Here is a 23207-nt window from a genome sequence, read left to right as displayed (position 1 = left end):
AAACATGCTGCACAAGAGTTTGATCGCCGCCGCCGTGGCGCTCGTGGCGCTCGCCGCCACACCCGTCCACGCCCAGATCAAGATCGGCGTGGTGACTTCGTCGACCGGCCCGGTTTCGCTGGTGGGCATTCCACAGAAGAACACCGTGCCGCTGCTGCCGACCAAGGCCGGCGACCTGAAGATCGAATACATCTCGCTCGACGATGCCAGCGACCCGACCAAGTCGGTCACCGAGGTCAAGAAGCTCATCGCCGAATACAACGTCGACGCCATCATCGGACCCAGCGGTTCGCCCAATGCGATGGGCGTGATCTCGTTCGTGGCCGAGGCCGGCGTGCCGATGCTGGCCCCGGTGGGCACCGCCGCCGTGGTGTTGCCCATGACCGAGCAGAAGAAGTGGGTCTTCAAGACCACCCAGAACGACGACCTGATCGCCAAGGCGCTGGTCGAGCAGATGGTGCGCACCAAGGTCAAGACGGTCGGCTTCATGACCATCAACGACCCGTTCGGCGAGAACTGGGGCAAGGTCTTCTCGGAACTGGCAGCCAAGAACAACATCAAGATCGTGGCCAACGAGCGCTACCAGCGCACCGACACGTCGGTGACCGCGCAGACGCTCAAGATCATGGCCGCCAATCCCGATGCCGTGCTGGTGGCCGCGCCCGGTGCGGCCACCGTGTTGCCGCAGACCACGCTTTACGACCAGGGCTACAAGGGCAAGATGTACCAGACCCACGGTGCGGCCCTGCCGGCCTTCCTGCAGCTGGGCAAGAACAAGGTCGAAGGCACCATCCTGGCGGCCAGCCTGATGCTGGTGCTGCCGGAGATCTTCGACGGCAATCCGTCCAAGAAGGTGGCCACCGACTACGTCGACGCCTACAAGAAGATGTACGGCAGCGTACCGGCGACCTTCGGCGCCAATGTGTATGACGCCGGCCTGCTGTTGCAGCAGGCGATCCCGACCGCGGCCAAGAAGGGCAAGCCAGGCACCAAGGAGTTTCGTGCCGCCTTGCGTGACGCGCTGGAAAACACCAAGGAGCTGGTGGGCACCCAGGGCGTCTACAACATGAGCGCGGCCGACCACAGCGGCTTCGACGAGCGCGGTCGCGAGCTGATCACGGTCAAGAACGGCAACTGGACGTTGTTGAAGTAACGGCTTGCCGCCGTCCGATACGCCGCCATGCGGCTACCGGTACGAACCGCACCCGGCAATATCGGATGCGGTTCGTCCGGGGGGGCGAGGTCCCGTATCGGAGGCGCACACAGGCTCACCAAGGAAGGTGCAATGAATTTTCAAATCGCGGCCCTGCTGGGACAGGACGGCATCACCAACGGCGCCATCTATGCGCTGCTGGCCTTGTCGATCGTGCTGGTGTTTACGGTCACCCGCATCCTGTTGATTCCCCAGGGCGAATTCGTCTCGTTCGGCGCCCTGACCATGGGCATGATGCAAAATGGCCAGCCCCTGACGGTGGCCTGGCTGCTGGTGGCGCTGTGCCTGGCCGCCGCCGCCTGTGACGTGTTCGACATGTGGCGCGCCGGCCGTCGCCGCATCAGCCCCTGGTTGCCGGCCAAGCTGATCTATGCGGCGCTGGTCGCCTGGGCCGCGCTGGCCCTGCCCTGGGTCGGCATGCCGATGCCGTTGCAGGTCGCCATGACCTTGCTGCTGCTGGTGCCGATGGGGCCGCTGCTGTATCGCATCGTGTTCCAGCCCATCGCCAGCGCCTCGCCGCTGGTGCTGCTGATCGTCTCGATCGCGGCCCACGTGGCGCTGGTCGGCGTGGCCTTGCTGGTGTTCGGCCCGGAAGGCGCGCGCACCGCGCCCTTCACCGATGCCGCGCTCGAGGTCGGTTCGCTGCGCCTGAGCAGCCAGGCATTGTGGGTCATCTGCGTGTCGCTGCTGCTGATCGTGGGGCTGTTCGGGATGTTCGAGCGCACCCTGTACGGCAAGGCGCTGCGCGCGGCCGCCCTCAATCGCATGGGGGCGCGCCTGATGGGCATTTCGCCGGTGTTCGCCGGCAAGGCGATGTTCTTCCTGGCTTCGCTCATCGGCGTGGTGTCGGGGGTGCTGATCGCCCCGCTCACCACCATCTACTACGACTCTGGTTTCCTGATCAGCCTCAAGGGTTTCGTCGGCGCCATCTTCGGCGGCCTGGTCAGTTACCCTGCCGCCGCCATCGGTGCCGTCGCCATCGGCCTGATCGAATCGTTCTCCACCTTCTGGGCCAGCGCCTACAAGGAAATCATCGTGTTTGTCCTGATCATCCCGATCCTGCTGTGGCGTTCGCTGTCGAGCCGTCATGTGGAGGACGAAGAATGAAGCATCCCGTTTCTTCCCGTGCCGTGCTGGCGGTGTTCGCGTTGCTGCTGCTGGTGGCGCCGTTCGTATTGCCGCCGTTCACCATGACCCTGCTCAACAACATCGGCCTGGCCTCGCTGGTGGTGCTGGGACTGGTGCTGCTCACCGGCGTGGCGGGCCTGACCAGTTTCGGCCAGGCTGCCTTCGTCGGCGTCGGCGCCTATGTCTCGGCGGCCTTCTCGGCGTCGGTGCTGCCGCTGCCCGACGCCCTGGCCTGGATGCACACGCCGTGGGCCGCGTTGGCGATGGCCTTGCTGGTGACGGCGGTGCTGGCGCTGCTGGTGGGCATGGTCACGCTCAAGCTGTCGGGCCACTACCTGCCGCTGGGCACGATCGCCTGGGGCATCAGCATGTACTTCATCTTCGGCACCCTCGACAGCATGGGTGGCCAGACCGGCATGTCGGGCATTCCGTCGATTTCGCTGTTCGGCGTGCTGCTGGCGTCGGACCGCGCCATGTACGGGCTGATCTGGGTGGCGGTGATCGCCGTGGTGGCCGGCCTCAACAACCTGCTCGATTCGCGCGAAGGACGTGCCATCCGCGCCCTCAAGGGGGGCATGGTGATGGCCGAGGCGATGGGCATCGACACGGCCCGTTCGCGCATCGTCATCTTCGTCATCGCGGCGGTGCTGGCGGCGTTGTCGGGCTGGCTGTATGTGCATATGCAACGCTTCATCAATCCGTCGCCGTTCGGCCTGGGTTTCGGCATCGACTACCTGTTCATGGCGGTGCTGGGGGGCGCCGCGCACGTATGGGGTGCGGTGCTGGGCTCGGCCGTGATCGTGGTGCTCAAGGAATGGCTGCAGGGTTTGCTGCCGGCGATCCTGGGACGCTCTGGCAACTTCGAGACCATCGTCTTCGGCTTGCTGATCGTGGTCTTGCTGCAGCGCTCGCGCGATGGCATCTGGCCCTACCTGGCCAGACTGGTACCGGTGCGCGGGCGACCACTGGCGCTGGACCCCGGCGCCGAACCGCTGCCGCGGCGCGAGATGCCCCATCCGGCCGAGGTGGTGCTGGATGTGCGCCACGTCACCCGGCGCTTCGGCGGCCTGGTGGCCAACAACGACATGAGCCTGAAGGTGCTGGCCGGCGAAGTGCTGGCGCTGATCGGCCCCAACGGCGCCGGCAAGTCGACGCTGTTCAACCAGGTATCGGGCGTGGATACGCCGACCTCGGGCAGCGTCCAGTTTCGCGGCCATGAAGTCACCGGTCGCGGCTCGCGCCATATCGCCGGCCTGGGCATGAGCCGCAGCTTCCAGCATGTGCGATTGATGTCGCGCATGACGGTGCTGGAAAACGTCGCCATCGGTGCCCACCTGCGCGGCAAGTGTGGGGTGCTGTCGTCGATATTGCGGCTGGACCGCAAGGAAGAGGCGCGCATCCTGGCCGAGGCGGCGCGCCAGATCGAACGGGTCGGCTTGAAAGAACAGATGTTCGAGCTGGCCGGTGCCCTGTCGCTGGGCCAGCAGCGTATTCTCGAGATTGCCCGCGCGCTGGCGGCCGACCCCTGCCTGCTGCTGCTCGACGAGCCCGCCGCCGGCCTGCGCCTGGGCGAGAAGCAGGCCCTGGGCGACCTGTTGCGCAAGCTGCGCGGCGAGGGCATGGCGATCCTGCTGGTGGAGCACGACATGGATTTCGTCATGGAGCTGGTCGATCGCATCGTGGTGATGGACTTCGGCCAGAAGATCGCCGAAGGCCTGCCCGAGGAGATCCAGAACAACCAGGCCGTGCTCGAGGCGTATCTCGGCGTGGCCGACGAAGAGCCGCAGGCCGTCGCCGTGGCAGGAGTCCAACATGGCCAATAAGGTATTGGAAGTACGCGACCTGGCCGCCGGCTATGGCCGGGTGCAGGTGCTCTCGGGCATCGACGTCAGTGTCGAGCAGGGCAAGATCGTCACCGTCATCGGACCCAACGGCGCCGGCAAGACCACGCTGCTGTCGGCCATCATGGGGGTGCTGCCGTCACGTGGCACGATGGCCTTCGACGGCACCATCCGCACTTCGCCCGAGGTCGAGGAAATGGTCGCCGCCGGCATGACGCTGGTGCCCGAGAAGCGCGAGCTGTTTGCCGAGATGAACATCGAGGACAACCTGATGCTGGGTGCCTTCCAGCGCTACCGCACTGGCCTGCGCGATCATGCCGCCACGCTGGAGGAGGTCTATACGCTTTTTCCGCGGCTGCGCGAACGGCGCGGCCAGCAAGCCGGCACGCTGTCGGGTGGCGAGCGCCAGATGCTGGCGGTCGGGCGCGCGCTGATGGCCAAGCCCAGGTTGCTGATGCTGGACGAGCCGAGCCTGGGGCTGGCGCCGCTGATCGTGCGCGAGATCTTCCGCATCATCGCCGAGCTGCGCCGACGCGGGGTGTCGATCCTGCTGGTGGAGCAGAACGCGCGCGCCGCGCTGCAGGTGGCCGACTACGGCTACGTGCTGGAAAACGGCGAAATCAAGATGCACGGCCCGGCCAGCCAGCTGGCCCACGACCCCCGTGTCATCGAGGCCTATCTGGGCCTGTCGGGCAAACACCAGGACCAGCTGGCCGGTTGATCATATGAGCACACCCCACCCCACCACCACCGCCACGCCACTGCGCATCTGCATCGCCGGCGCCGGCGCCATCGGCGGTACGCTGGCCGTGCGGCTTTCAGCGGCCGGGCACCAGGTCAGCGTGCTGGCGCGCGGCCGGACGTTGCAGGCCATCCGTGACCAGGGCCTGACCCTGCACGACCTGCATGGCGTCACGCATGCCCGCCCTGCGGCCAGCGACCAGCCCGATTTCGGCGTCCAGGACCTGATCCTGGTATGCGCCAAGAGCCAGGACATGGCCGGCCTGTTGCCACGACTGGCGCCATTGATCGGCAGCCAGACGGTCGTGATCCCGACCAACAACGGCGTGCCCTGGTGGTATTTCCACCGCGAGGGCGGGCGCTTCGACGGCAATACCGTGCAGGCGGTCGACCCCGATGGCGTGCTGGCGCAGGCGGTGCCGCTGACGCAGTTGATCGGCAGCGTGCTGTTCATTACCGCCGAGGTGATCGAGCCGGGCGTGATCAAGTCGGTCAATCCGCACCTGATCGTGCTGGGCGAGCCGTCCGGCGAGATGAGCGATCGCCTGCTGCGGGTGCGGGCCGCCATCGAGGACGCCGGTATCGAGGCCCGGGCGACCGACCGTATTCGCGACAAGCTATGGACCAAGATCATCGCCAATCTCAGCACCAACCCGCTGTCGGTGATTACCGAAGGCACGCTGGAGCAGCTGTATGGGCGCGCCGAACTGCGCGAGGTGGTCAGCCAGATCATGCGCGAGACCTTGCTGGTGGCATCGAGCTACGGTGCGCGGGTCGAGATCGACCCGCTGACCTTTGTCCAGCTGGGGGAAGCCATGGGGGCATTTCGCACCTCGATGCTGCAGGACCTCGAGCGCGGCCGGCCACTGGAACTGGCCGCCATCGGCGACGCGGTGCTGGAGCTGGCCGATCGCTTTGCGGTGCCCATGCCGATCACGCGGGCGGTGGTGTCGCTGGCACGCTTTCGCGGCATCACGGCACAAAACCAACATCTCAGTCTTTCGGGAGCACAACCATGAGCATCATGCAATTCAGTTATGGCGCGCAGCAGCCAGCCCACTGCAGCGACGAGGAATGGGCGGTACGCATCGAGCTGGCGCACTGTTACCGGCTGGTGGATTACCTGGGCTGGACCGAGATGATCTTCAACCATATCTCGGCCCGCGTGCCGAGCCCCGACAACCACTACCTGGTGAACCCGTTCGCGCTCAACTACAACGAGGTGACGCCCGCCAACCTGCTCAAGGTGGGGCTGGACGGCAACCTGGTGGAGCCCTCGGACTACAAGGCCAACCCGGCCGGGTTTGCGCTGCATAGCGCGATCCACGGCGCGCGTGACGACCTGCATTGCGTCATCCATACGCACACCACCCCGATCTCAGCGGTGACGATGAAGAAGTCAGGCTTCGAGCACAACGACTTCTACGGCGCCCAGCTGTATGGCCGCATCGGCTATCACGAATTCGAAGGCATCACGCTGTTCGCCGAGGAAAAGGAGCGCATGCTGCAGAGCCTGGGCCAGAAGCACATCCTGGTGCTGCGCAACCACGGCGTGGCGGTGTGCGAGCGCGACATCCAGCGTACTTTCTTCCTGCTGTGGACGGTGCAGCGGGCCGCCGAGATCCAGTCTGCTGGTCGCGCCATGGGCGGCGAGGATGTCCAGCTTGCCGACGAGGTGCGGCAGAAGTGTGCGGACCTGACGCAGCAACTGATCCGCAATGATGGCTTCGCAGTGATCTTCTTCGAGGCGATCGTCAGGAAGATGCTGAAGGCGCAGAAGCTGGTTTGAACGGAATTATCTTATGCGGCATATGCGTGCTAGGAGCGGTAGGCATGATCGCCTAAGGATATGCGTGGGTGACGGTAGGCTGCCGATGCTGTTCAATGCTGACGTTCGTTAAAGATTTTCGGGAATGATGGCTTCAGAAATGAGGCCCATCACTAGATGGAATCCCAAAGAACATATTGTATGAGTCCGTGTAGGGACTCCAACACATGTTATTGGCATCAATCCAATCCCCCATATTGAGGCCTCGGATATCAAGAACGTTATCGGAAAGGCGGCCATTCGATAAATTCATGCTTCCTGCTACATCGCTTAGTCCAGGTTCTTCAAGGGGTTTCATCGGTATCATCCTAAAAATTACTGCAGCCATGTTTTTCAATGCGATCAATCAGATCAGTCAGTTTTTCCTTTCTCAAAATATCTGCACGCAATACAGAGACTTCTGCATTGCGCTGACGCAGATGGAGCATTTCCTGGGTGAATAGAAACCTTGAAGCGTGCCAAAGCCCGCAAGCCGCGTAGGCCTTGCCTTCGGGCGTAGCGGAGGGGGAGCGGACAATTGCGGTGAACGCAGCAGTGGCGTTGGCAGAACCTTGCACGCTGCGGTACAGGTATTCTTCAGCGCTGATATGGCTGACAAAGCCAACGTAACCCAGCGCGAAGGTGTTCACCTGGGCGAGTTCGTCGGCGGGCGTGTCCAGATTGTTGGCCAGACAGTTCAGCTGGGAAAATAGAAGAAACGCACCAAGGATGGAGCGCGCTGTCTTTCGCGACGGAATAGGGAGGATGTGCATGGGATGAAGTCTCCCTCAATGCAACAATGACCTCCGAATTTCAAGTCAATATTCGGAAGTCATCGGTAAATCTTCTGCTACTCGGTTCAAGCGGTCGTGGCGAACATCTACCGCTGCATCCCCCACCGTTTCACCGTCAGGCGCTCGAGCGTGTTGAACACCAGGTTTTCCACCAGCAGGCCGATCAGGATCACCATCACCAGCCCGGCAAACACCTTGTCGGTATAGAGTTCGTTGCGGTTCTGGAAGATGTACCAGCCGAGCCCCCCTTTGCCGCTGGTGGCGCCGAACACCAGTTCGGCCGCGATCAGGGTGCGCCAGGCGAAGGCCCAGCCGATGCGCAGCCCGGCCAGGATCGATGGCAGCGCCGCCGGCACCAGTACCTGCAGCACGAACGGCAGGCCGCGCAGGCCGTAGTTGCGGCCTGCCATGCGCAAGGTGTCGGATACGCCCAGAAAACCGGCGTAGGTGTTGACAGCCAGTGCCCAGAGCACCGAGTGCACCAGCACGAAGATCAGGCTGCCCTGCCCCAGTCCGAACCACAGCAAGGCGATCGGCAGCAGCGCGATGGCCGGCAAGGGATTGAACATCGAGGTCAGGGTGCTGAGCAGGTCACGGCCGAACTGGGTCGACACGGCCAGTGTGGTCAGCACGAAGGCCGCCACGATCCCCAACAGGTACGCCTTCAGCAGCACCTGCAACGACAGCCAGGTCTTGGTGAGCAATTCGCCGCTGGCCAGGCCATCGAAGAAGGCACCGGCGGTCTGGGCGAAGGTGGGCAACAGCAGGTCGTTGTCCTGCCAGCGACCAAAGCCCTCCCATATCAATGCCAGCAGTACCAGGATCAGGGTCTTGCGCACCCAGGCCTGCTGCCAGATCCGCTGCGGCAGCGACAGGCGGCGCGCCAGCGCCACGCCAGGCAACGGCGCCAGCGGCAGTTCATATTCGTCCCGCACGGGGGGCGTCAGGCTCATGGTGTCACCTTGGAGTGGGGTAGCGGCTCAGTACGAAAAGCGAACGTCGCTGAAATTGATGGGCTGGGCGGCCGCCGGCGCCTGGCCTTCGTCGAACAACAGGCGATGGATGCGTTGCGCGGTCTGCTGGAAGTCGACCCCGCCCAGGCTGGACAGGTCGTATTGGTGGCTGTTGATCTCGGCCCGTACCCGGCCCGGGTGCGGCGACAGCAGCAGGATGCGGTTGCCCACCACCAGCGCTTCCTCGATCGAATGGGTCACGAACAGCAGCGTAAAGCGCACTTCTTCCCACAGGATCAGCAATTCTTCCTGCATCTTGCGCCGGGTCAGCGCATCGAGTGCGGCGAAGGGTTCGTCCATCAACAGCATCTTCGGTTGCATCGCCAGCGCCCGGGCGATCGCCACGCGCGCCTTCATGCCGCCCGACAGGGTATGCGGATAGGCATCGGCAAAGCGTGACAGGCCGACCTTGTCCAGGTAGTGGCGGGCGCGGTCGGTGGCTTCGCGGCGACCCAGCGTGCGCGAGGCCAGCAGTGGAAACATGACGTTGGCCAGGACCGTCTTCCAGGGCGGCAACTGGTCGAACTCCTGGAACACCACGATGCGGTCCGGACCCGGTTGCTCGATGAGCTTGCCGTCCAGCCTGATCTCGCCCTGGGCCGGCGGCAAGAAGCCGGCCACCGACTTGAGCAGGCTGGACTTGCCACAGCCCGAGGGCCCCAGCAGCACGAAGCGGTCGGCCGGATAGACGTCGAAGCTGACTTCATGCGTGGCCTGCACCACCGCCTGGGCGGTGCGGTATTGCAGGCTGACCTGGCCCACCTGCAACAGCGGCGACGTCGTTTCAGCTGCCGGGCTGGGCATAGGCTTCCTCGAAGAAGTAATCTTTCCAGGAGCTGGCACGGTGCTTGAGCACGCCGATCTCATGGAGCTTCTCGGCGTACACGAAGCTGCGCTCGGGCGAAACCGTGAAGTTGATTTCGGGATCCTCGACGATCTTGCGCACGAACTCCGGCGACAGCTTGGACTTCTGCACGCGGATGAAGGTATCGGCCGCGCGCGCCTTGTTGTTGCGGATGAATTCGGCGGCCTCGACCAGCGCGTTATAGAAGGCCCGGTAGGTCTTGGGGTTTTCGTCGTGGAACTTCTGCGTGCCGTACAGGAAGTTGAAGGTGGCCGGCCCGCCCAGGATGTCATAGGAGCTGATCACCTTGTGCACGTTCTTGTTTTCCAGCGCCTGGTACTGGAACGGCGGGCTCGAGAAATGGGCATTGATCTCGGAGCCGCCCGAGATCAATGCGGCCGTGGCGTCGGGATGCGACAGGCTGACGGTGATGGCATCGAAGCGCTTGTAGTCGTCCTTGCCGTACAACCTGGCGGTTTCGATCTGCAGCGTGCGCGACTGGTAGCCCACGCCTGCGGCCGGCACCGCGATGCGGTCCTTGTCGCTCAAGTCCTTGACCGACTTCACCTTGGGATTGTTCGACAGCAGGTAGTTGGGCATCGAGCCCAGCGAAGCGATGGCCTTGACGTTCTGGCGTCCGCGGGTGCGGTCCCACAGCACCAGCGCCGGTGGCGCCCCGGCCGATACCACATCCAGCGCACCGGCCAGCAGCGCCTCGTTCATGCCGGTGGCGCCCGACAGGCTGGTCCATTCGACCTTGATGTCGAGTCCTTCCTTCTTGCCCTGCTTTTCGATCAGCTTCTGGTCTTGCACCACGTCCAGGATCAGGTAGCCGATGCCGAACTGCTGGGCGATGCGGATCTGGCCTTCGGCCCGGGCCGCGCCGGCCAGGGCCAGGGCGGTGACGCCGGCCAGCAGGGCCGGGATGAATGGTCGGATCGATGGCATGTCAGCTGCCTCCCTGGATGTGACGGTCGTCGAAGAAGTAATCCTTCACCGAGGCCGGCTTGTTCTTGATGGCCCCCACGCGATGCATGAACTCGGCCAGCGCATAGGTGTTCTGCGGGCCGATCTTGAACTGCACCTCGGGGTTCTTGATGATCTGCAACAGCAGCTTGCGGTCGGTGTTGCCCTTGTTGACCTTCAGGTAGATGTCGGCGGCCTGCTCGGGATTGGCGGCGATGAACCTGGCCGCGTCGTCGAGCGCGGCGACGAAGGCGTCGTAGGTCTTGGGGTTGTCCTTGCGGAATTTCTCGGTGGCGTACAGCACCGTGGCCGAGGAGGGACCGCCCAGCACCTGGTACGAATTGAGCACGATGTGCGCCTTCGGGTTGCCGGCCAGCTCCTGCTCCTGGAACGGCGGGTTGCCGAAGTGTGCGCTGATCTCGGTGCCGCCGCCGATGATGGCGGCAGTGGCGTCGGGGTGAGGCACGGCCACGCTGATCTTGTCGAGCTTGTTGAACTGGGCGTCACCCCACAGCTTGGCCGAGGCAAATTGCAGCACGCGCGACTGCACCGATACCCCGACGGCCGGCACGGCGATGCGGTCTTTCTCGGTGAAGTCGGCAATGGTCTTGACGTTCGGGTTGTTGCTCACCAGGTAATACGGAAAGTTGCCCAGCGAAGCCACGCCGCGCACGTTCTGGCGGCCATGGGTACGGTCCCAGATGGTCAGCAGCGGCCCCACGCCGGCGCCGGCGATGTCGATCGAGCCCGACAGCAGCGCGTCATTGACCGCCGAGCCGCCAGACAACTTGAGCCAGTCGACCTTGATGTCGACGCCGTTGGCCTTGCCGCGCTTCTCGATCAGTTGCTGGTCTTGCGCTACATTGAGCAACAGGTAGACGATGCCGAACTGCTCGGCAATGCGCAGCTGGCCTTCGGCCTGTGCTGCCAGCGGAACGGCCAGCAGCGACAGCGACAGGCCGCCGGCGGCCGAACCTGCGATGAGCCTGGATACGAGGCGCCGGAGACGTCCCGGCGTGGGGCGAGCTGTGGTCATGGTCAACCTGTCGATATCGTTTGGGGCCGGCCTGGGCCGGAGTGGAGATTCGCCTGGAATTGCAGGTGCTTAGAACCTGTTTGTTAGAAAATTGCGGTTCTTTATTCCGAAGGAGTATATAAAGGCTGCTGTCGAAAGAAAAATTCGATTAACGCATATCGATATTCGGCCCGGGCATGTCGATCGGGCAACTTGTCAAGCCTGGGTGGCTTTTCAGAGGCGCGGGCGCAACGCAGGGCGTGGCAAGCGCGGCATTTTGATCGCAGCCCGGGGTAGAGTGCGATAAAGTACGCGTCCTGCCCGCCCGGACACCACGCCCTTGTACAGGGCAAGCCTGGCGCCCCGGCGGCGATTATCCAAAGATGTAAAAGGGAGTTTGATGAGTTCATCTCACACCAATCCGGATCTTTCCTTCCGTTCACGCAAGCTGCACCTGATCACCCTGGCCGCCCTGGGCGTGGTGTTTGGCGATATCGGCACCAGTCCCCTGTATGCGCTCAAGGAATGCTTCAGTCCCGAGCATGGCATCGCCTTTTCGCCCGACGCGGTGCTGGGCATCATCTCGATGCTGTTCTGGGCCATCACGGTGGTGGTGACGATCAAGTACGTGCTGTTCGTGCTGCGGGCCGACAACAACGGCGAAGGCGGGGTGCTGGCGCTGATGGCGCTGTCGCTGCGTTCTGCCGTGTCCGGCTCGCCACGGGCCAAGCTGCTGATGATGCTGGGCGTGTTCGGCGCCTGCATGTTCTATGGCGATGTGGTCATCACACCGGCCATCTCGGTGCTGTCGGCGGTGGAGGGGCTGGAGATCGCGGCGCCCCAGACGGCGCGTGTGGTGATTCCGTTGACCATCGGCATCGTGGTGGTGCTGTTCCTGATCCAGCGCCACGGCACCAGCGTGGTCGGCCGCTTCTTCGGCCCGGTGATGATGCTGTGGTTCTTCTCGCTGGCCGCGCTGGGCATCTACAACATCGCCAAGGCGCCCGAGGTGCTGGTGGCGATCAACCCCTACTACGCCTTCCATTTCATGGCCGAGCATTCGCTGCAGGCCTTCATCGTGCTGGGCTCGGTGGTGCTGGTGCTGACCGGCGCCGAGGCGCTGTATGCCGACATGGGGCATTTCGGCATCAAGCCGATCCGCTTCGCCTGGATGTACACGGTGATGCCGGCGCTGCTGATCAACTACTTCGGCCAGGGCGCCAACCTGATCGCCAACCCCAGCGCCATCAAGAACCCGTTCTACCTGATGGTGCCGGACCCGCTGGTGCTGCCGATGGTGCTGCTGGCGACGTGCGCGACGGTGATTGCCTCGCAGGCGGTGATCTCGGGCGCGTTTTCGCTGACCAGCCAGGCCATCCTGCTGGGCTTCGTGCCGCGCATGCGTATCCTGCACACGTCGGAAGACGAACAGGGCCAGATCTACATTCCGCTGGTGAACTGGATGTTGCTGGTGCTGGTGGTGGCGGTGGTGCTGGCCTTCAAGCGCTCCGACAACCTGGCCGCGGCCTATGGCGTGGCAGTGACCACCACCATGGTGATCACCACCATGCTGTTGGGCGTGGTGATGCGGCATATCTGGAAATGGCGCCTGCCGGCCGTGGTGTTTACCATCGCCTGCCTGCTCACGGTCGACATCGCCTTCTTTGCCGCCAACCTGCTCAAGCTGACCGAAGGCGGCTGGTTCCCGCTGGTCATCGGTGGCGTGGCCTTCTTCCTGCTCATGACATGGTATTCGGGCCGCATGCTGCTGCGCATGCGCATCAAGGACGACGGCATTCCGCTGGAACCCTTCATCGAGGGACTGCTGGCGCATCCGCCGCATCGGGTGGGCGGCACGGCCGTGTTCATGACCGGCAATATCAATACGGTGCCGGTGGCGCTGCTGCATAACCTGAAGCACAACCGGATCCTGCACGAGCGGGTGTTCTTCCTCAAGATCAGTATCTGGGACGTGCCGTACGTGGCCGATAGCGAACGCCTGACCATGAAGGACCTGGGGGGGCATGTCTACCTGCTGCGCGCATCGTTCGGCTTCAAGGAAACGCCGGAAGTGCACAAGGTCATGGCGCTGGCCGAACAGCAGTTCGGCCATCACTTCGACCTGATGGATACCTCGTTCTTCCTGGCACGCGATACGGTCGTGCCCAGCAAGCTGCTGGGCATGTCGTTGTGGCGCGAGCGGCTGTTTGCGTGGATGTACCAGAACGGCGCCAAGCCGTCGGACTTCTTCAACATCCCGGCCAACCGGGTGGTCGAGCTGGGGACCAAGGTCGAGATCTGAGCCCGCGCGGCGCACCGGCACGGTCTGGCAAGACGGCGATGAGCGATCATCGCCGTCTTGCCTTGGGCGGTGGTATCAATGCATGCCCAGCACCACCGCGCCGGCGGCGATGACCAGGCACGACAGCAGGCGCCGGGCGCTCAGCCTTTCGCCCAGGAAGATCGCGCCGATCAGCGCGGCGAACAGCACCGAGGTCTCGCGTAGCGCCGACACCAGTCCCATCGGCGCGAGCGTGACGGCCCAGATCACGATGGCATAGGCCAGCAAGGACATGACGCCACCCAACAGGCTGATCCAGGTGTCGCGTTGACCCGGCACGATGGGCCAGCGCCGGTGCCGGTAGAGGTAGATCAGCGCCAGCGGGATGCTGTCGAGTACGAACAGCCAGCCCGCATAGGCGATGGCATCGCCCGCCAGTCGCGCACCGATGCCGTCGGTGACGGTATAGGCGGCGATGAAGGCGCCGGTGACGAAGGCCGCCAGCGGGGCCTGGCTTGTGCCTCGGCGCAGCGCGCCCAGGTTGGCCAGGCTGATGATGCCGAGCGAGACCAGCGCAATGCCCAGTACCGTATGCCAACCCAGGGCTTCGCCGGCGAACAGGGCCGCACCCAGCGCCACCAGCAGCGGTGAAGAGCCGCGCGCGATGGGATAGGACTGGCCGAAGTCGCCGATCCGATAGGCCCGCACCAGGAACAGGTTGTAGCCGGTATGCAGGATGGCCGACAGCATGATGCACCACCAGCTTGCCGCCGCCGGCCATGGCCGCAGCAATACCAGCGGGATCGCGCCCAGACCGGCGCCGATGGTCATCAGCGAAAGCGAGGCCAGGCGATCGCCGCGGCTCTTGAGCAGCGCGTTCCACGACGCATGCAACAGGGCCGCCAGCAGCACCAGGCCGATCACGGCCAGCGTCATGGCGCCACGCCCAGGTCCAGTCGGCAGCGCCACAATGCGTGTCCCGAGGCCAGGTATTTGCGTTCGAACGGGGTGATCGGGGCATCGGTGACGAATTGCTCCGCCGCCACCGCCCGTGCGCTGACCTGCTGCAGCGCCTGGGCGAATTCTTCGATATAGATGCGCCAGTTGCTGCGGCATTCGATCCGGCCGCCCAGCGCGACGATGGTGGGAAAGACGGCGTGTCCGTGCCAGCGGCGCGCCAGCTGGCCGATCTTGGGCCAGGGATTGGGGTACAGCAGGTACTGCTGCGCGGGACGTACCCCGGCCTGCAGCGCCAGGCGCCAGTAGTCGACCAGGTCGGCACGGACGAAGCACAGGTTGCGGGGAGGCTCACCGCTCCACTGGGTCTGGCGTGCCAGGCGATCGGCCGACTGGTCGATGCCGATGACGAAATGATCGGGATGGCGGGTGGCCAGGTGCAGCGTCGACAAGCCGACCCCACACCCGGTATCGAGGATCAGCGGGGCGCATCCTGCCGCCTGCCAGGCCGCCATGCTGGCGTCGAAGCTGCGCCGGTTGTAGTCGGTGATGGGTTTCTGGAACGGGTGGGCGACATGTCGTGCGACCAGTTCGGTGAGTGCGTCGTGCACGCCGTTCTGGGCACTGCTGATCGGAGTAGAGTTCACGGGGGCTGCACCAGGACAGGCGACTAAAAGGCGACATCTTAAATGAGGACGCCGCCGTCGGCACGCAGGCACCCGGGCCGGCGGGCAAAAAAAAGCCGCGCTGTGGAGCGCGGCCTGGTTGCCCGGGGGCTGGTTCGTCAATGCAACGTCATCGGATGACGCATCATGACGTCGTAGCGGCTGAGAAAGTCATCGATGTCTTCGATGGTGGGTTCGCTGGCGATCAGCTCCTGTACATCCTTGCGGAACAGTTCGGCGGCCGGGCCATCGATGTAGATTTCGCGCTGGCCTGACTTGTCCATGATCTCGTAGCCCCCGAAGCGCAGCGCTTCGTGATCGGAATCGACACCGAACTCGACGACGCTGTAGTCTTCACTGTTGTAGATCAGATTCATAGTGCCTCCTTGGCTGGAATGCTGCTTCGAAAAGGAAGTGGCGCCTTTACCCCTGATTTCAAGAGCCAGGCACTGGCCCTCGAACCTTGCAACTGCGTCTTGCTGCGTTCCGCCGTGCGAGCGCCAGGTCCCTGCCTGTCGCTCCTGCTTTGTTTACGGCGTGAAGCCCTGAAACTTTGGTTCTTTTTACTCTACCTCAGCTGGCTGGCCGTAAAAAATAGATAGGCCATGTCGCTTGAAGTTCACCACCACCGTTGTTGCCGCGTGGAAAATTCCCGCTGCAGGCCGGCGCCAGCGACGGGCCTACCGTAAAACTACGGTAGCCGATACCGCGTCGGTTCAAGGTTCCCGTCAACCTTGCTTCGAGGATGATCGTAAAACCGGGCAAAGACCATCAGGAAAATTCTGACCCCGGAAAACGACATACTGGAAGTGCCAGCGCCCAACGAAAAAGAGACCGACAGGCGGTCTCTCTGGGCATCATGCATGACAGGCGTTCAATGGTTCTTGCGCGACAACTTGCCGGGTTCCACGCCCAGTTGCTTGAGCTTGCGATAGAGGTGGGTGCGTTCCAGGCCGGTACGTTCGGCCACCCTGGTCATGCTGCCGTTCTCGCGCACCAGGTGATACTCGAAATAGGCGCGCTCGAAGGCGTCGCGCGCCTCGCGCAGCGGCAGGTCGAACGAGATATTGGCGGCATTGTCGGCCACCGGCGCATAGGCCGAGTTGGTGGCGATGCCGTGATGCAGGTTGTCGCCACCCAGTGCCGGCGCATAGGCCGAGATGGGCGTGACGGCATGATCGGGCGTGTGATGCAGTTCGCCGGCGTTACTGGCCACCGAGGTCACGGCAGCAGGCCGGTAACTGGCTGGCCGCGCCGGTTCACGGCTGTGCGAAAGGCCCTGTTGCACGGCCTTGAGCAGCTTTTGCAGCGCAATCGGTTTTTCGAGGAAGTTGAGCGCGCCGATACGAGTGGCTTCGACGGCGGTATCGATGGTGGCATGACCCGACATCATGATGACCGGCATGGTCAGCAGTCCGTCACGCTGCCATTCCTTGAGCAGGGTCACGCCGTCGGTGTCGGGCATCCAGATGTCGAGCAGAACGAGATCGGGCACGCTGGCCTGGCGCAATTCGCGGGCTTGCTGCGCGTTCTCGGCGGTAGCCACGACATGCCCTTCATCGCCCAGGATTTCAGAGAGCAATTCGCGGATACCCATTTCGTCATCGACGACCAGGATGTTAGCCATGTGTTGCTTTCCTCGTTGCTAGTTCGTTGTCCAAGTTTTCGATTTTTATACCGGGATTCCGGTCGCCGCCGCCGGTGCCCAACGGTCCGGCCTGACGATGCGTCCCGGTGGCGACACTTGCATCTTGAGTCTTAATCAATAGGGGCTAACTTTACCAGCAAAATCAGTATTTTTGCGCCCCGGCCATTTGTACGGTTCTGGATATCGATCCTTCCCCCGTGTTCTTCCACGATTTTTTTGACCATCGCCAGCCCCAGTCCGGTGCCACGTGGCTTGCTGGTGACATACGGTTCGAACGCGCGTGCCAGGATCTTGGCCGCGAAACCGGGGCCATTGTCGATGATCGACAGCCGCACCGCGGGCTGGTGGGCGCCGTTGGCCCCGGTGATGTCGATCTGCTCGGTGATGACGTCGATGTGCGGCGCCTGCTGGGCCTCGTCGCCTACGGCGTCCTGGGCGTTCTGCAGCAGGTTATGGATGACCTGGCGCATCTGGGTGGCGTCACCCATGACCTTGGGCAGGCCGCCGGCCAGCCGCGCATGGATGGTGTCGCGGCCATCGCCGGCCAGGTAGAGGTTGAGGATTTCCTCGATCAGCGCATTCAGGTCGAGCGCCTCGGGTTTGGCCGGTGGCGTCTTCGCATAGTCACGGAAGTCGTCCACCATGCGCTTCATGGCGGCCACCTGGTTGACGATGGTGGTGGTGCCCTTCTCGAGGATGGCGGCGTCGTTGGGCATGAGCTTGTCGGACAGCCGATGCTGCATGCGCTCGGCCGACAGCTGGATCGGCGTGAGCGGGTTCTTGATTTCGTGTGCCAGGCGCCGCGCCACCTCGCCCCAGGCCAGCGAGCGCTGTACCGAGATCACGTTGCTGATGTCGTCGAACACCACCACATAGCCCACGCCGTTGTGGACCGGCAGGTGCGAGCCACGCGCAAACAGTGTGATCTTGTCCTGGTCGGGCTTGCCGGCGTTGCCCTGGTCGCCGTCGATGTCGCCGGCGGCGCCGGGTTGGCGCGGCAGTTCGATCTGGCGTTCCCAGTGCAGGGCATCGGCGGCGCCTTGCGGCCGGTTCTCGGCGCTGTGCTGGGCGCGCTGCTCGGAGAAGGCGCGGATGATGGCATGGGCAAAGCGGGCCTGGGGCTCGATGGTCTGCAGCGGCGTGCCGACATCGCCGCCGAAGTCATAGCCCAGGATGCGCCGCACCGAGTCGTTGCTGCTGACGATATTGAATTGGTCGTCCAGCACCATCACCCCGGCCGACATATTGGCCAGCACCGATTCGAGATAGGCCTTGGCGTTCTCGAGCTCGGCGCGGTTGCGTTCGACCGAGGTGCGCGCCTCGAGCAGTTGGCGGGTCATGGTGTTGAACGACTGGGTCAGCGTGCCCAGTTCGTCGGAGGTACTGACGATGGGGCGCGGCGACAGGTTGCCCTCGGCCACCGCCTTGGTGCCCTCGGCCAGCAGCAACAGCGGCTTGGCCAGGTCGCTGGCGATCAGGAAGGCGCTGGCGATGGCCGCGAAGATGGCCAGCAGCAGGGTCAGCGTCAGCGTCACCAGGTAGATCTTGCGCAGGCCCGAGCGCGATACCGAGCGTTGCTGGTATTCGCTGTAGGCCTGGCGCAACGTCTCGGCGTTGGTCGCCAGGTAGTCGGGCACCGGTTGCAGCACCTGGAGGAAGCGGTTCTCGTTTTGCAGCGACAGGCCCCGGCTGGGCGCCGGGATCATCACCACCACGTGCAGGCGCAGGTTGGCATCGTTGTCGGACGGGTCGCCCGAGGGACGCGAGTCGTCGCTCTCGACGGCGGCAAAGCCGCGCGAGATGCGCGCCTGGCGCAGCGCCGAAGGCGTCGGCAGAATCGGCGTAAGCGCGCCGATGCTGCCGCCCACCGATGTCATGGCCTGTCCGGCGTTGTTGATGATGGCGATTTCCATGCTCTGGTCGCGCTGGCGCGACAGATAGGTAACCTGTTCGGAATCGCTCATGTCCGACAGTTCCTGGGCCATGCTGCGCGTGCGCGCCGACAGGTCGGACAGGGATGAGTCAAGCGCATTGCGTCCCAGGTTCAGGCCCGATTCGAGCGCCGCTTCCATGCGCACGTCGAACCACGATTCGATCGAGCGCGACACGAATTGCACCGACATCAGGTAGATCACCGCCCCCGGCAGGATGCCGATGAGCGCAAACATCAGCACCAGGCGCGCCAGCAGGCGCGAGCCGAACTTGCCCCGGCGGTAGCGCTTGTAGAGACGGGTCAGCAGCAGCAGTACCAGGATCAGCAGCGAGATCGCCGCCAGGCCGTTGAGAAACAGCAGCCAGGGATAGTGCTGTTCGAATAATGCGGAATTCTCGGATGCCGACGCCAGCAGGAACAGCAGGACGCTGATGACGCCGCCGCCGACCACCAGCAGATAGCGTAGGGTGCGACTCATTCGGCTTTATAGGTGAATTCGATCCAGTCCGACGACAGGCGCCAGTCGCTGTTGTTGAGCGCATTGATCTGGAACGGCTTGGGCAACTGCGCCACGTCCAGCCGCATGCGCACGCCCACGGTGTAGGGGTCGCCCGGCTTGAGGGTATTGCCGTCGATGATCAGCCAGCGCGGCGGACGGCGCACCAGCGCCATGGCGTCCTCGAGGGTACTGAAGCTCTGCTGCAACTGGCCGCTGATGGCGGTGTGGTACTGGCGGGTCAGCACGTTGTAGGAGATGCGCACCGTACGCGAGGCCGATACACTGGTCTCGTCGAACCAGTACCAGCGGTGGCGCGTCATCTGCACCTCGGTGGTGAAATACAACGGCACCCCCCTGGTGAGCGCATCTTCGAGCCCACGGTTGAGTTCGAACGAGAAGGCCAGCGACAGCCGGTACCCCGGATTGCTGGCCTCGATCGAGGCCTGGTCGACCGTGATCTCGGCCGCCGGCACCGGTCCCGACCACAGGCACAGCATGAAGGCCAGCATGATCCCGCCTGCCCAACGCCGCAATCGTGCGATGGCGGCGGCGCGAGGGCCGCTGTGGAGGCAGGGGAAAGAATAGGCCGATTGCGTCAAGTTCATGCACCAGTTTTTTGGAACAGCGCGTAAAACAGGCCATCATGGTCGGTTTCTGCGCTGGCAGTCGGCAAAAGTTGACCTGGAGCTGGCAGTCGAGTGGCGTTATTTCTTTGCGCGAAGGCATCTGCCTGCTGTTGCGATTCGAGCGGCCACAGCGAGCATGTCACGAGCAGCAATTTACCATCCGGGCGCAGCATCTGCCAAAGGTTGTCCAGGATTTGCGCCGAAAGTGTCGCCAATTGTTCGGCATCGGTCTTGCGACGCAGCCACCGGATATCGGGATGACGCCGCACGATACCCGAGGCGGTACAGGGCACATCGGCCAGGATCCGGTCGTAATGCCGGCCGTCCCACCAGCCGGCGCCAGGCGCCAGCCCGGCGTCGCGCGCATCGCCCGCCAGCAACCGCGCCTGCGATCGCAGGCGTTGCAGGTTCTCGCTGATGCGAGCGAGGCGGCGCGGATCGTGGTCCAGCGCATCCAGTTCGATATCGGCGCATTCGAGCAGGTGGCCGGTCTTGCCGCCAGGCGCGGCGCAGGCGTCCAGCACCCGCATGCCGTCGCGCACGTCCAGCAACGGCGCGGCCAGTTGCGCGGCCGCGTCCTGCACCGACACCACGCCGTCGGCAAAGCCGGGGATCTGCTGCACCGGCACCGCCCGCTCCAGCCGCACCGCCACCGGCCCTACCTGCCGTGCTGCCATGCCGGCGCCAGCCAGGGTGGCGATGTACTGCTCGACCGAGCTGCGCCGGCGGTTCACGCGCAGCGTCAGGGGTGGTTCCTGGTTGCCGGCATGCAGGATCGCCTGCCATTGCTCGGGGTAGGCTGCCCGCAGGCGGTCGATCCACCAGGTCGGGTAGTTCCAGGTGCCGGGTGGGGTCTTGACCGCCTGCGGCATGAGCGACACGCGCTCGCGCAGGAAGCGCCGCAGGATGGCATTGACCACGCCCTTGGCAAAGCTCATGGCAGGGCTGGCGGCGGCGGCCTCGACCGCCTGGTCGACCACGGTAAAGCCCTCGTAGCCGGCCTGGTCGCCATCGACCAGCAACGCCAGCGCGCAATCGAGCAGTCCTTGCAGCACTTCCGGTTGGGGTGGCTTGTTGGCCAGCAGCGCCAGCAGGCTGTCGGTGAGGCCACGGCGGCGCATGGCGCGATAGCTGATGTCCTGGATTGCGCCACGGGTGGAGGGCGCCGCATCGATGCGCTTGAACACGGCGCCAAGCGCCTGCGGCAAGGCACTGCCGGCGCGCACCGCGGCCACCGCCTGGGCGGCGTAGGCCAGTTGGTAGGCCAGCGAGTCGGGCTTGGCCGAGGAGGAAATAAGCGAGATCTGGATCAAGGTTGGGTCAATTTTAAGTGCTGGCCGAACGCCGGCGCACCAGGGTGGAGCCTGCTACCGGCCAAGAGCGCAAGTGTACCAGCGACCCGCGCGCCCGCACCAATCCGTAAAGTGGACATTGTCGGGAACGCCACGGCCGGCATGAATCGGCCGCTTCGGCTAAAGTGGCTGCCTTTGAACAGGCGGCCGCGCCAGGCCGGATATCGCATGCAAGCCTTTGCCACGCAGTCGTCAACGCCATCGGACATCCCGCGCTGGATGGTGCTGCTGCTGGCCAGTGCCTGCGGCATCATCGTCGCCAATCTTTACTATGCCCAGCCGCTGGTGGGGCCGATCAGCGCCGCCACCGGCATTTCGCCGGCCGCGGCCGGCCTGATCGTCACGCTCACCCAGGTCGGATATGGACTGGGCCTGCTGTTCATCGTTCCCATGGGCGACCTGTTCGAGAACCGGCGCCTGGTGCTGTGCGGGCTGGGCGTGACCTGCGTGGCGCTGGTGAGCGCCGCCCTGGCCGACAGCGCGGCGCAATTGCTGGCGTCGATGGCGGTGATCGGCCTGAGCACGGTCGGCGCCCAGGTGCTGGTGCCGTATGCGGCGCATTTCTCGCTGCCGCACACACGCGGACGGGCGGTGGGAAATGTGATGAGCGGCCTGTTGCTGGGCATCCTGCTGGCGCGTCCGGTGGCCAGCCTGGTCACCGACCTGTTCGGCTGGCACGCCATCTTCGCCATCTCGGCGGTCGTGGTCGCCGCGCTCATGGCGGTGCTGGCGCGTTACCTGCCGCGCCGCCAGCCACCGGCCGGCATGCACTATGGCGCCTTGCTGGCCTCGATGTGGACGCTCATGCGCACCACCCCGATCCTGCGCCGTCGTTCGTTCTACCACGCCATGCTGTTTGCTGCCTTCAGCGTCTTCTGGACCGCCTCGCCGCTGTGGCTGGCCAGCCCCGAGCTGGGCCTGTCGCAGCGTGGGATCGCCCTGTTTGCGCTCTCGGGCGTGATCGGGGTGATCGCCGCACCGGTGGCCGGGCGCATCGCCGACCGCGGCTGGAGCCGCCCGGCCACCGGCGCGGCCTTGCTGTGCGCTGCGCTGTCGTTCCTGGTGCCGCACCTCGTGCCGCCGGGCCGCACGTGGTCACTGGCCGGCCTTTTGCTGACGTCGTTGCTGCTGGACCTGGCGGTGGCCGCCAACCTGGTGTTGAGCCAGCGCGCCATCTACGGTCTCGGTGCCGAGATCCGCAGCCGCCTCAACGGGCTCTTCATGGCCACCTTCTTTGCCGGTGCGGCCGCCGGATCGGCCCTGGGTGGCTGGATCTATGCCCATGCCGGCTGGTCCGGCGCCAGCTGGCTGGGGTTTGCGTTTCCCTGCCTCGCATTGCTGTACTACCTGACCGAATTGCGTTCACCGCGTTGATCCCGGGCATACCGGCCACGAGAGCGGGCAAGAAAATGGCCGACGCGGTGGATGAACGCGTCGGCCATTTTCTTACCGGTGCGCCGGGACGGCGCGACCAGATACTATCGAGCGATCAGACGCCCCACAACACGTCGTACTGTCCCTTCTGCGCTTCGCGCAGCATGTCCAGCAGCGGATAGGCGCGTGCCGAGAAAGTGACCGGTTCGATCTTTTCGTGGTTGTGATCGTCGTGGCTGTCGTGGTGGTGGGCGTGGACATCGCGTTCCAGCGCTTCGGCGGCTTCATGGTTCTTGCTGGCAACAATCTGTTTTTCGATCAGGGCCACTGCATTGCCCGCTTCGGAGGCGGAGATGACGCCACGGGCGGGGTCCTTGTGCAGCAGGTCGAGAATCGGTTTGGCGTGCGACTCGTACATCACCACATCGGCGGCCGCTTTTGATTTGAATGTAATCAGCATATTTCCTCAGGGTCTTTGATTGCTAAAAGTGTTGCTCCGGCCAGCCATCG

Annotated in this window: 21 protein-coding genes; 8 read left to right on the top strand and 13 right to left on the bottom strand. The window is 64.3% G+C overall.

Translation table 11 applies throughout. From position 1 onward, the window contains the following. The first annotated feature begins 4 nt into the window (after positions 1-4). From PMI40_RS16920 to PMI40_RS16895, 6 genes are all read left to right on the top strand, one after another. Positions 5-1153, top strand: a complete 1149-nt coding sequence (locus PMI40_RS16920) for an ABC transporter substrate-binding protein (RefSeq protein ID WP_008117762.1) — start codon at positions 5-7, stop codon at positions 1151-1153. Positions 1154-1285: 132 nt separating this feature from the next. Continuing rightward, positions 1286-2320, top strand: a complete 1035-nt coding sequence (locus PMI40_RS16915; protein WP_008117760.1) for a branched-chain amino acid ABC transporter permease — start codon at positions 1286-1288, stop codon at positions 2318-2320. Continuing rightward, positions 2317-4164, top strand: coding sequence for an ATP-binding cassette domain-containing protein (locus tag PMI40_RS16910; RefSeq protein WP_008117757.1), 1848 nt, complete (start codon positions 2317-2319; stop codon positions 4162-4164). Before PMI40_RS16915 ends, PMI40_RS16910 begins: the two co-directional genes overlap by 4 nt. Next, positions 4154-4903, top strand: a complete 750-nt coding sequence (locus tag PMI40_RS16905) for an ABC transporter ATP-binding protein (protein ID WP_008117756.1) — start codon at positions 4154-4156, stop codon at positions 4901-4903. The genes PMI40_RS16910 and PMI40_RS16905 overlap by 11 nt, the downstream gene beginning before the upstream one ends. Before the next feature lie 4 nt (positions 4904-4907). Further along, positions 4908-5942: a ketopantoate reductase family protein gene (locus tag PMI40_RS16900; RefSeq protein ID WP_008117753.1), complete on the top strand. Its 1035-nt coding sequence runs from the start codon at positions 4908-4910 to the stop codon at positions 5940-5942. Beyond that, complete coding sequence (locus PMI40_RS16895; protein ID WP_008117751.1) at positions 5939-6712, top strand: class II aldolase/adducin family protein; 774 nt, start codon at positions 5939-5941, stop codon at positions 6710-6712. The genes PMI40_RS16900 and PMI40_RS16895 overlap by 4 nt, the downstream gene beginning before the upstream one ends. A gap of 347 nt (positions 6713-7059) precedes the next feature. Here PMI40_RS16895 and mchS3 read toward each other — a convergent pair whose 3' ends face one another. The 5 genes from mchS3 to PMI40_RS16870 all read right to left on the bottom strand — a co-directional run bounded on the left by mchS3 (position 7060) and on the right by PMI40_RS16870 (position 11383). Further along, complete coding sequence (gene mchS3 / locus PMI40_RS16890) at positions 7060-7503, bottom strand: MchS3 family protein (RefSeq protein WP_008117748.1); 444 nt, start codon at positions 7501-7503, stop codon at positions 7060-7062. Between the two features lie 107 nt (positions 7504-7610). After that, positions 7611-8477: an ABC transporter permease gene (locus tag PMI40_RS16885; protein WP_008117747.1), complete on the bottom strand. Its 867-nt coding sequence runs from the start codon at positions 8475-8477 to the stop codon at positions 7611-7613. Positions 8478-8504: 27 nt separating this feature from the next. Next, positions 8505-9341 carry an ABC transporter ATP-binding protein gene (locus PMI40_RS16880; RefSeq protein WP_008117745.1) on the bottom strand — a complete coding sequence of 279 codons (837 nt, stop codon included), beginning with the start codon at positions 9339-9341 and terminating at the stop codon, positions 8505-8507. Then, positions 9322-10329 carry an ABC transporter substrate-binding protein gene (locus tag PMI40_RS16875; RefSeq protein ID WP_008117744.1) on the bottom strand — a complete coding sequence of 336 codons (1008 nt, stop codon included), beginning with the start codon at positions 10327-10329 and terminating at the stop codon, positions 9322-9324. Before PMI40_RS16875 ends, PMI40_RS16880 begins: the two co-directional genes overlap by 20 nt. Before the next feature lies 1 nt (position 10330). Then, positions 10331-11383 carry an ABC transporter substrate-binding protein gene (locus PMI40_RS16870; protein ID WP_008117743.1) on the bottom strand — a complete coding sequence of 351 codons (1053 nt, stop codon included), beginning with the start codon at positions 11381-11383 and terminating at the stop codon, positions 10331-10333. Between the two features lie 379 nt (positions 11384-11762). On the opposite strand from PMI40_RS16870, the gene PMI40_RS16865 reads away from it, so the two are divergent. Next, positions 11763-13664: a potassium transporter Kup gene (locus PMI40_RS16865; protein ID WP_008117742.1), complete on the top strand. Its 1902-nt coding sequence runs from the start codon at positions 11763-11765 to the stop codon at positions 13662-13664. A 75-nt stretch (positions 13665-13739) separates the two neighbouring features. Here PMI40_RS16865 and PMI40_RS16860 read toward each other — a convergent pair whose 3' ends face one another. The 7 genes from PMI40_RS16860 to rsmB all read right to left on the bottom strand — a co-directional run bounded on the left by PMI40_RS16860 (position 13740) and on the right by rsmB (position 21284). Then, positions 13740-14579 (bottom strand): DMT family transporter, encoded by an 840-nt coding sequence (locus PMI40_RS16860; protein ID WP_008117741.1) that lies wholly within the window; start codon positions 14577-14579, stop codon positions 13740-13742. Further along, complete coding sequence (locus PMI40_RS16855; RefSeq protein ID WP_008117740.1) at positions 14576-15247, bottom strand: tRNA (guanosine(46)-N(7))-methyltransferase TrmB; 672 nt, start codon at positions 15245-15247, stop codon at positions 14576-14578. Before PMI40_RS16855 ends, PMI40_RS16860 begins: the two co-directional genes overlap by 4 nt. A 137-nt stretch (positions 15248-15384) precedes the next feature. Continuing rightward, the gene (locus PMI40_RS16850; protein WP_008117739.1) at positions 15385-15642 is read right to left on the bottom strand and encodes a DUF3567 domain-containing protein; all 258 of its coding nucleotides are present in this window, start codon (positions 15640-15642) and stop codon (positions 15385-15387) included. Between the two features lie 497 nt (positions 15643-16139). Beyond that, positions 16140-16892, bottom strand: a complete 753-nt coding sequence (locus PMI40_RS16845; RefSeq protein WP_008117738.1) for a response regulator — start codon at positions 16890-16892, stop codon at positions 16140-16142. Between the two features lie 131 nt (positions 16893-17023). After that, entirely contained in the window at positions 17024-19324 is a 2301-nt protein-coding gene (locus tag PMI40_RS16840; RefSeq protein ID WP_008117737.1) for an ATP-binding protein, read from the bottom strand. After that, positions 19321-19854, bottom strand: a complete 534-nt coding sequence (locus tag PMI40_RS16835) for a DUF4390 domain-containing protein (RefSeq protein ID WP_008117736.1) — start codon at positions 19852-19854, stop codon at positions 19321-19323. Before PMI40_RS16835 ends, PMI40_RS16840 begins: the two co-directional genes overlap by 4 nt. Positions 19855-19946: 92 nt before the next feature. Continuing rightward, positions 19947-21284, bottom strand: a complete 1338-nt coding sequence (gene rsmB, locus PMI40_RS16830) for a 16S rRNA (cytosine(967)-C(5))-methyltransferase RsmB (protein ID WP_008117734.1) — start codon at positions 21282-21284, stop codon at positions 19947-19949. A 207-nt stretch (positions 21285-21491) separates the two neighbouring features. On the opposite strand from rsmB, the gene PMI40_RS16825 reads away from it, so the two are divergent. Further along, positions 21492-22697: an MFS transporter gene (locus tag PMI40_RS16825; protein WP_008117732.1), complete on the top strand. Its 1206-nt coding sequence runs from the start codon at positions 21492-21494 to the stop codon at positions 22695-22697. 115 nt (positions 22698-22812) lie between these two features. Here the strand turns inward: PMI40_RS16825 and PMI40_RS16820 are convergent, their stop codons facing one another. Further along, positions 22813-23157: a DUF1840 domain-containing protein gene (locus PMI40_RS16820; RefSeq protein WP_008117731.1), complete on the bottom strand. Its 345-nt coding sequence runs from the start codon at positions 23155-23157 to the stop codon at positions 22813-22815. Positions 23158-23207: the final 50 nt, after the last annotated feature.

Origin of the sequence: Herbaspirillum sp. YR522, assembly GCF_000282575.1 — a bacterium.
Taxonomy (GTDB): Bacteria; Pseudomonadota; Gammaproteobacteria; order Burkholderiales; family Burkholderiaceae_D; genus Herbaspirillum.
Note: the sequence above shows the minus strand (reverse complement) of the source record. Positions and strands in the feature narration are given on the sequence as shown.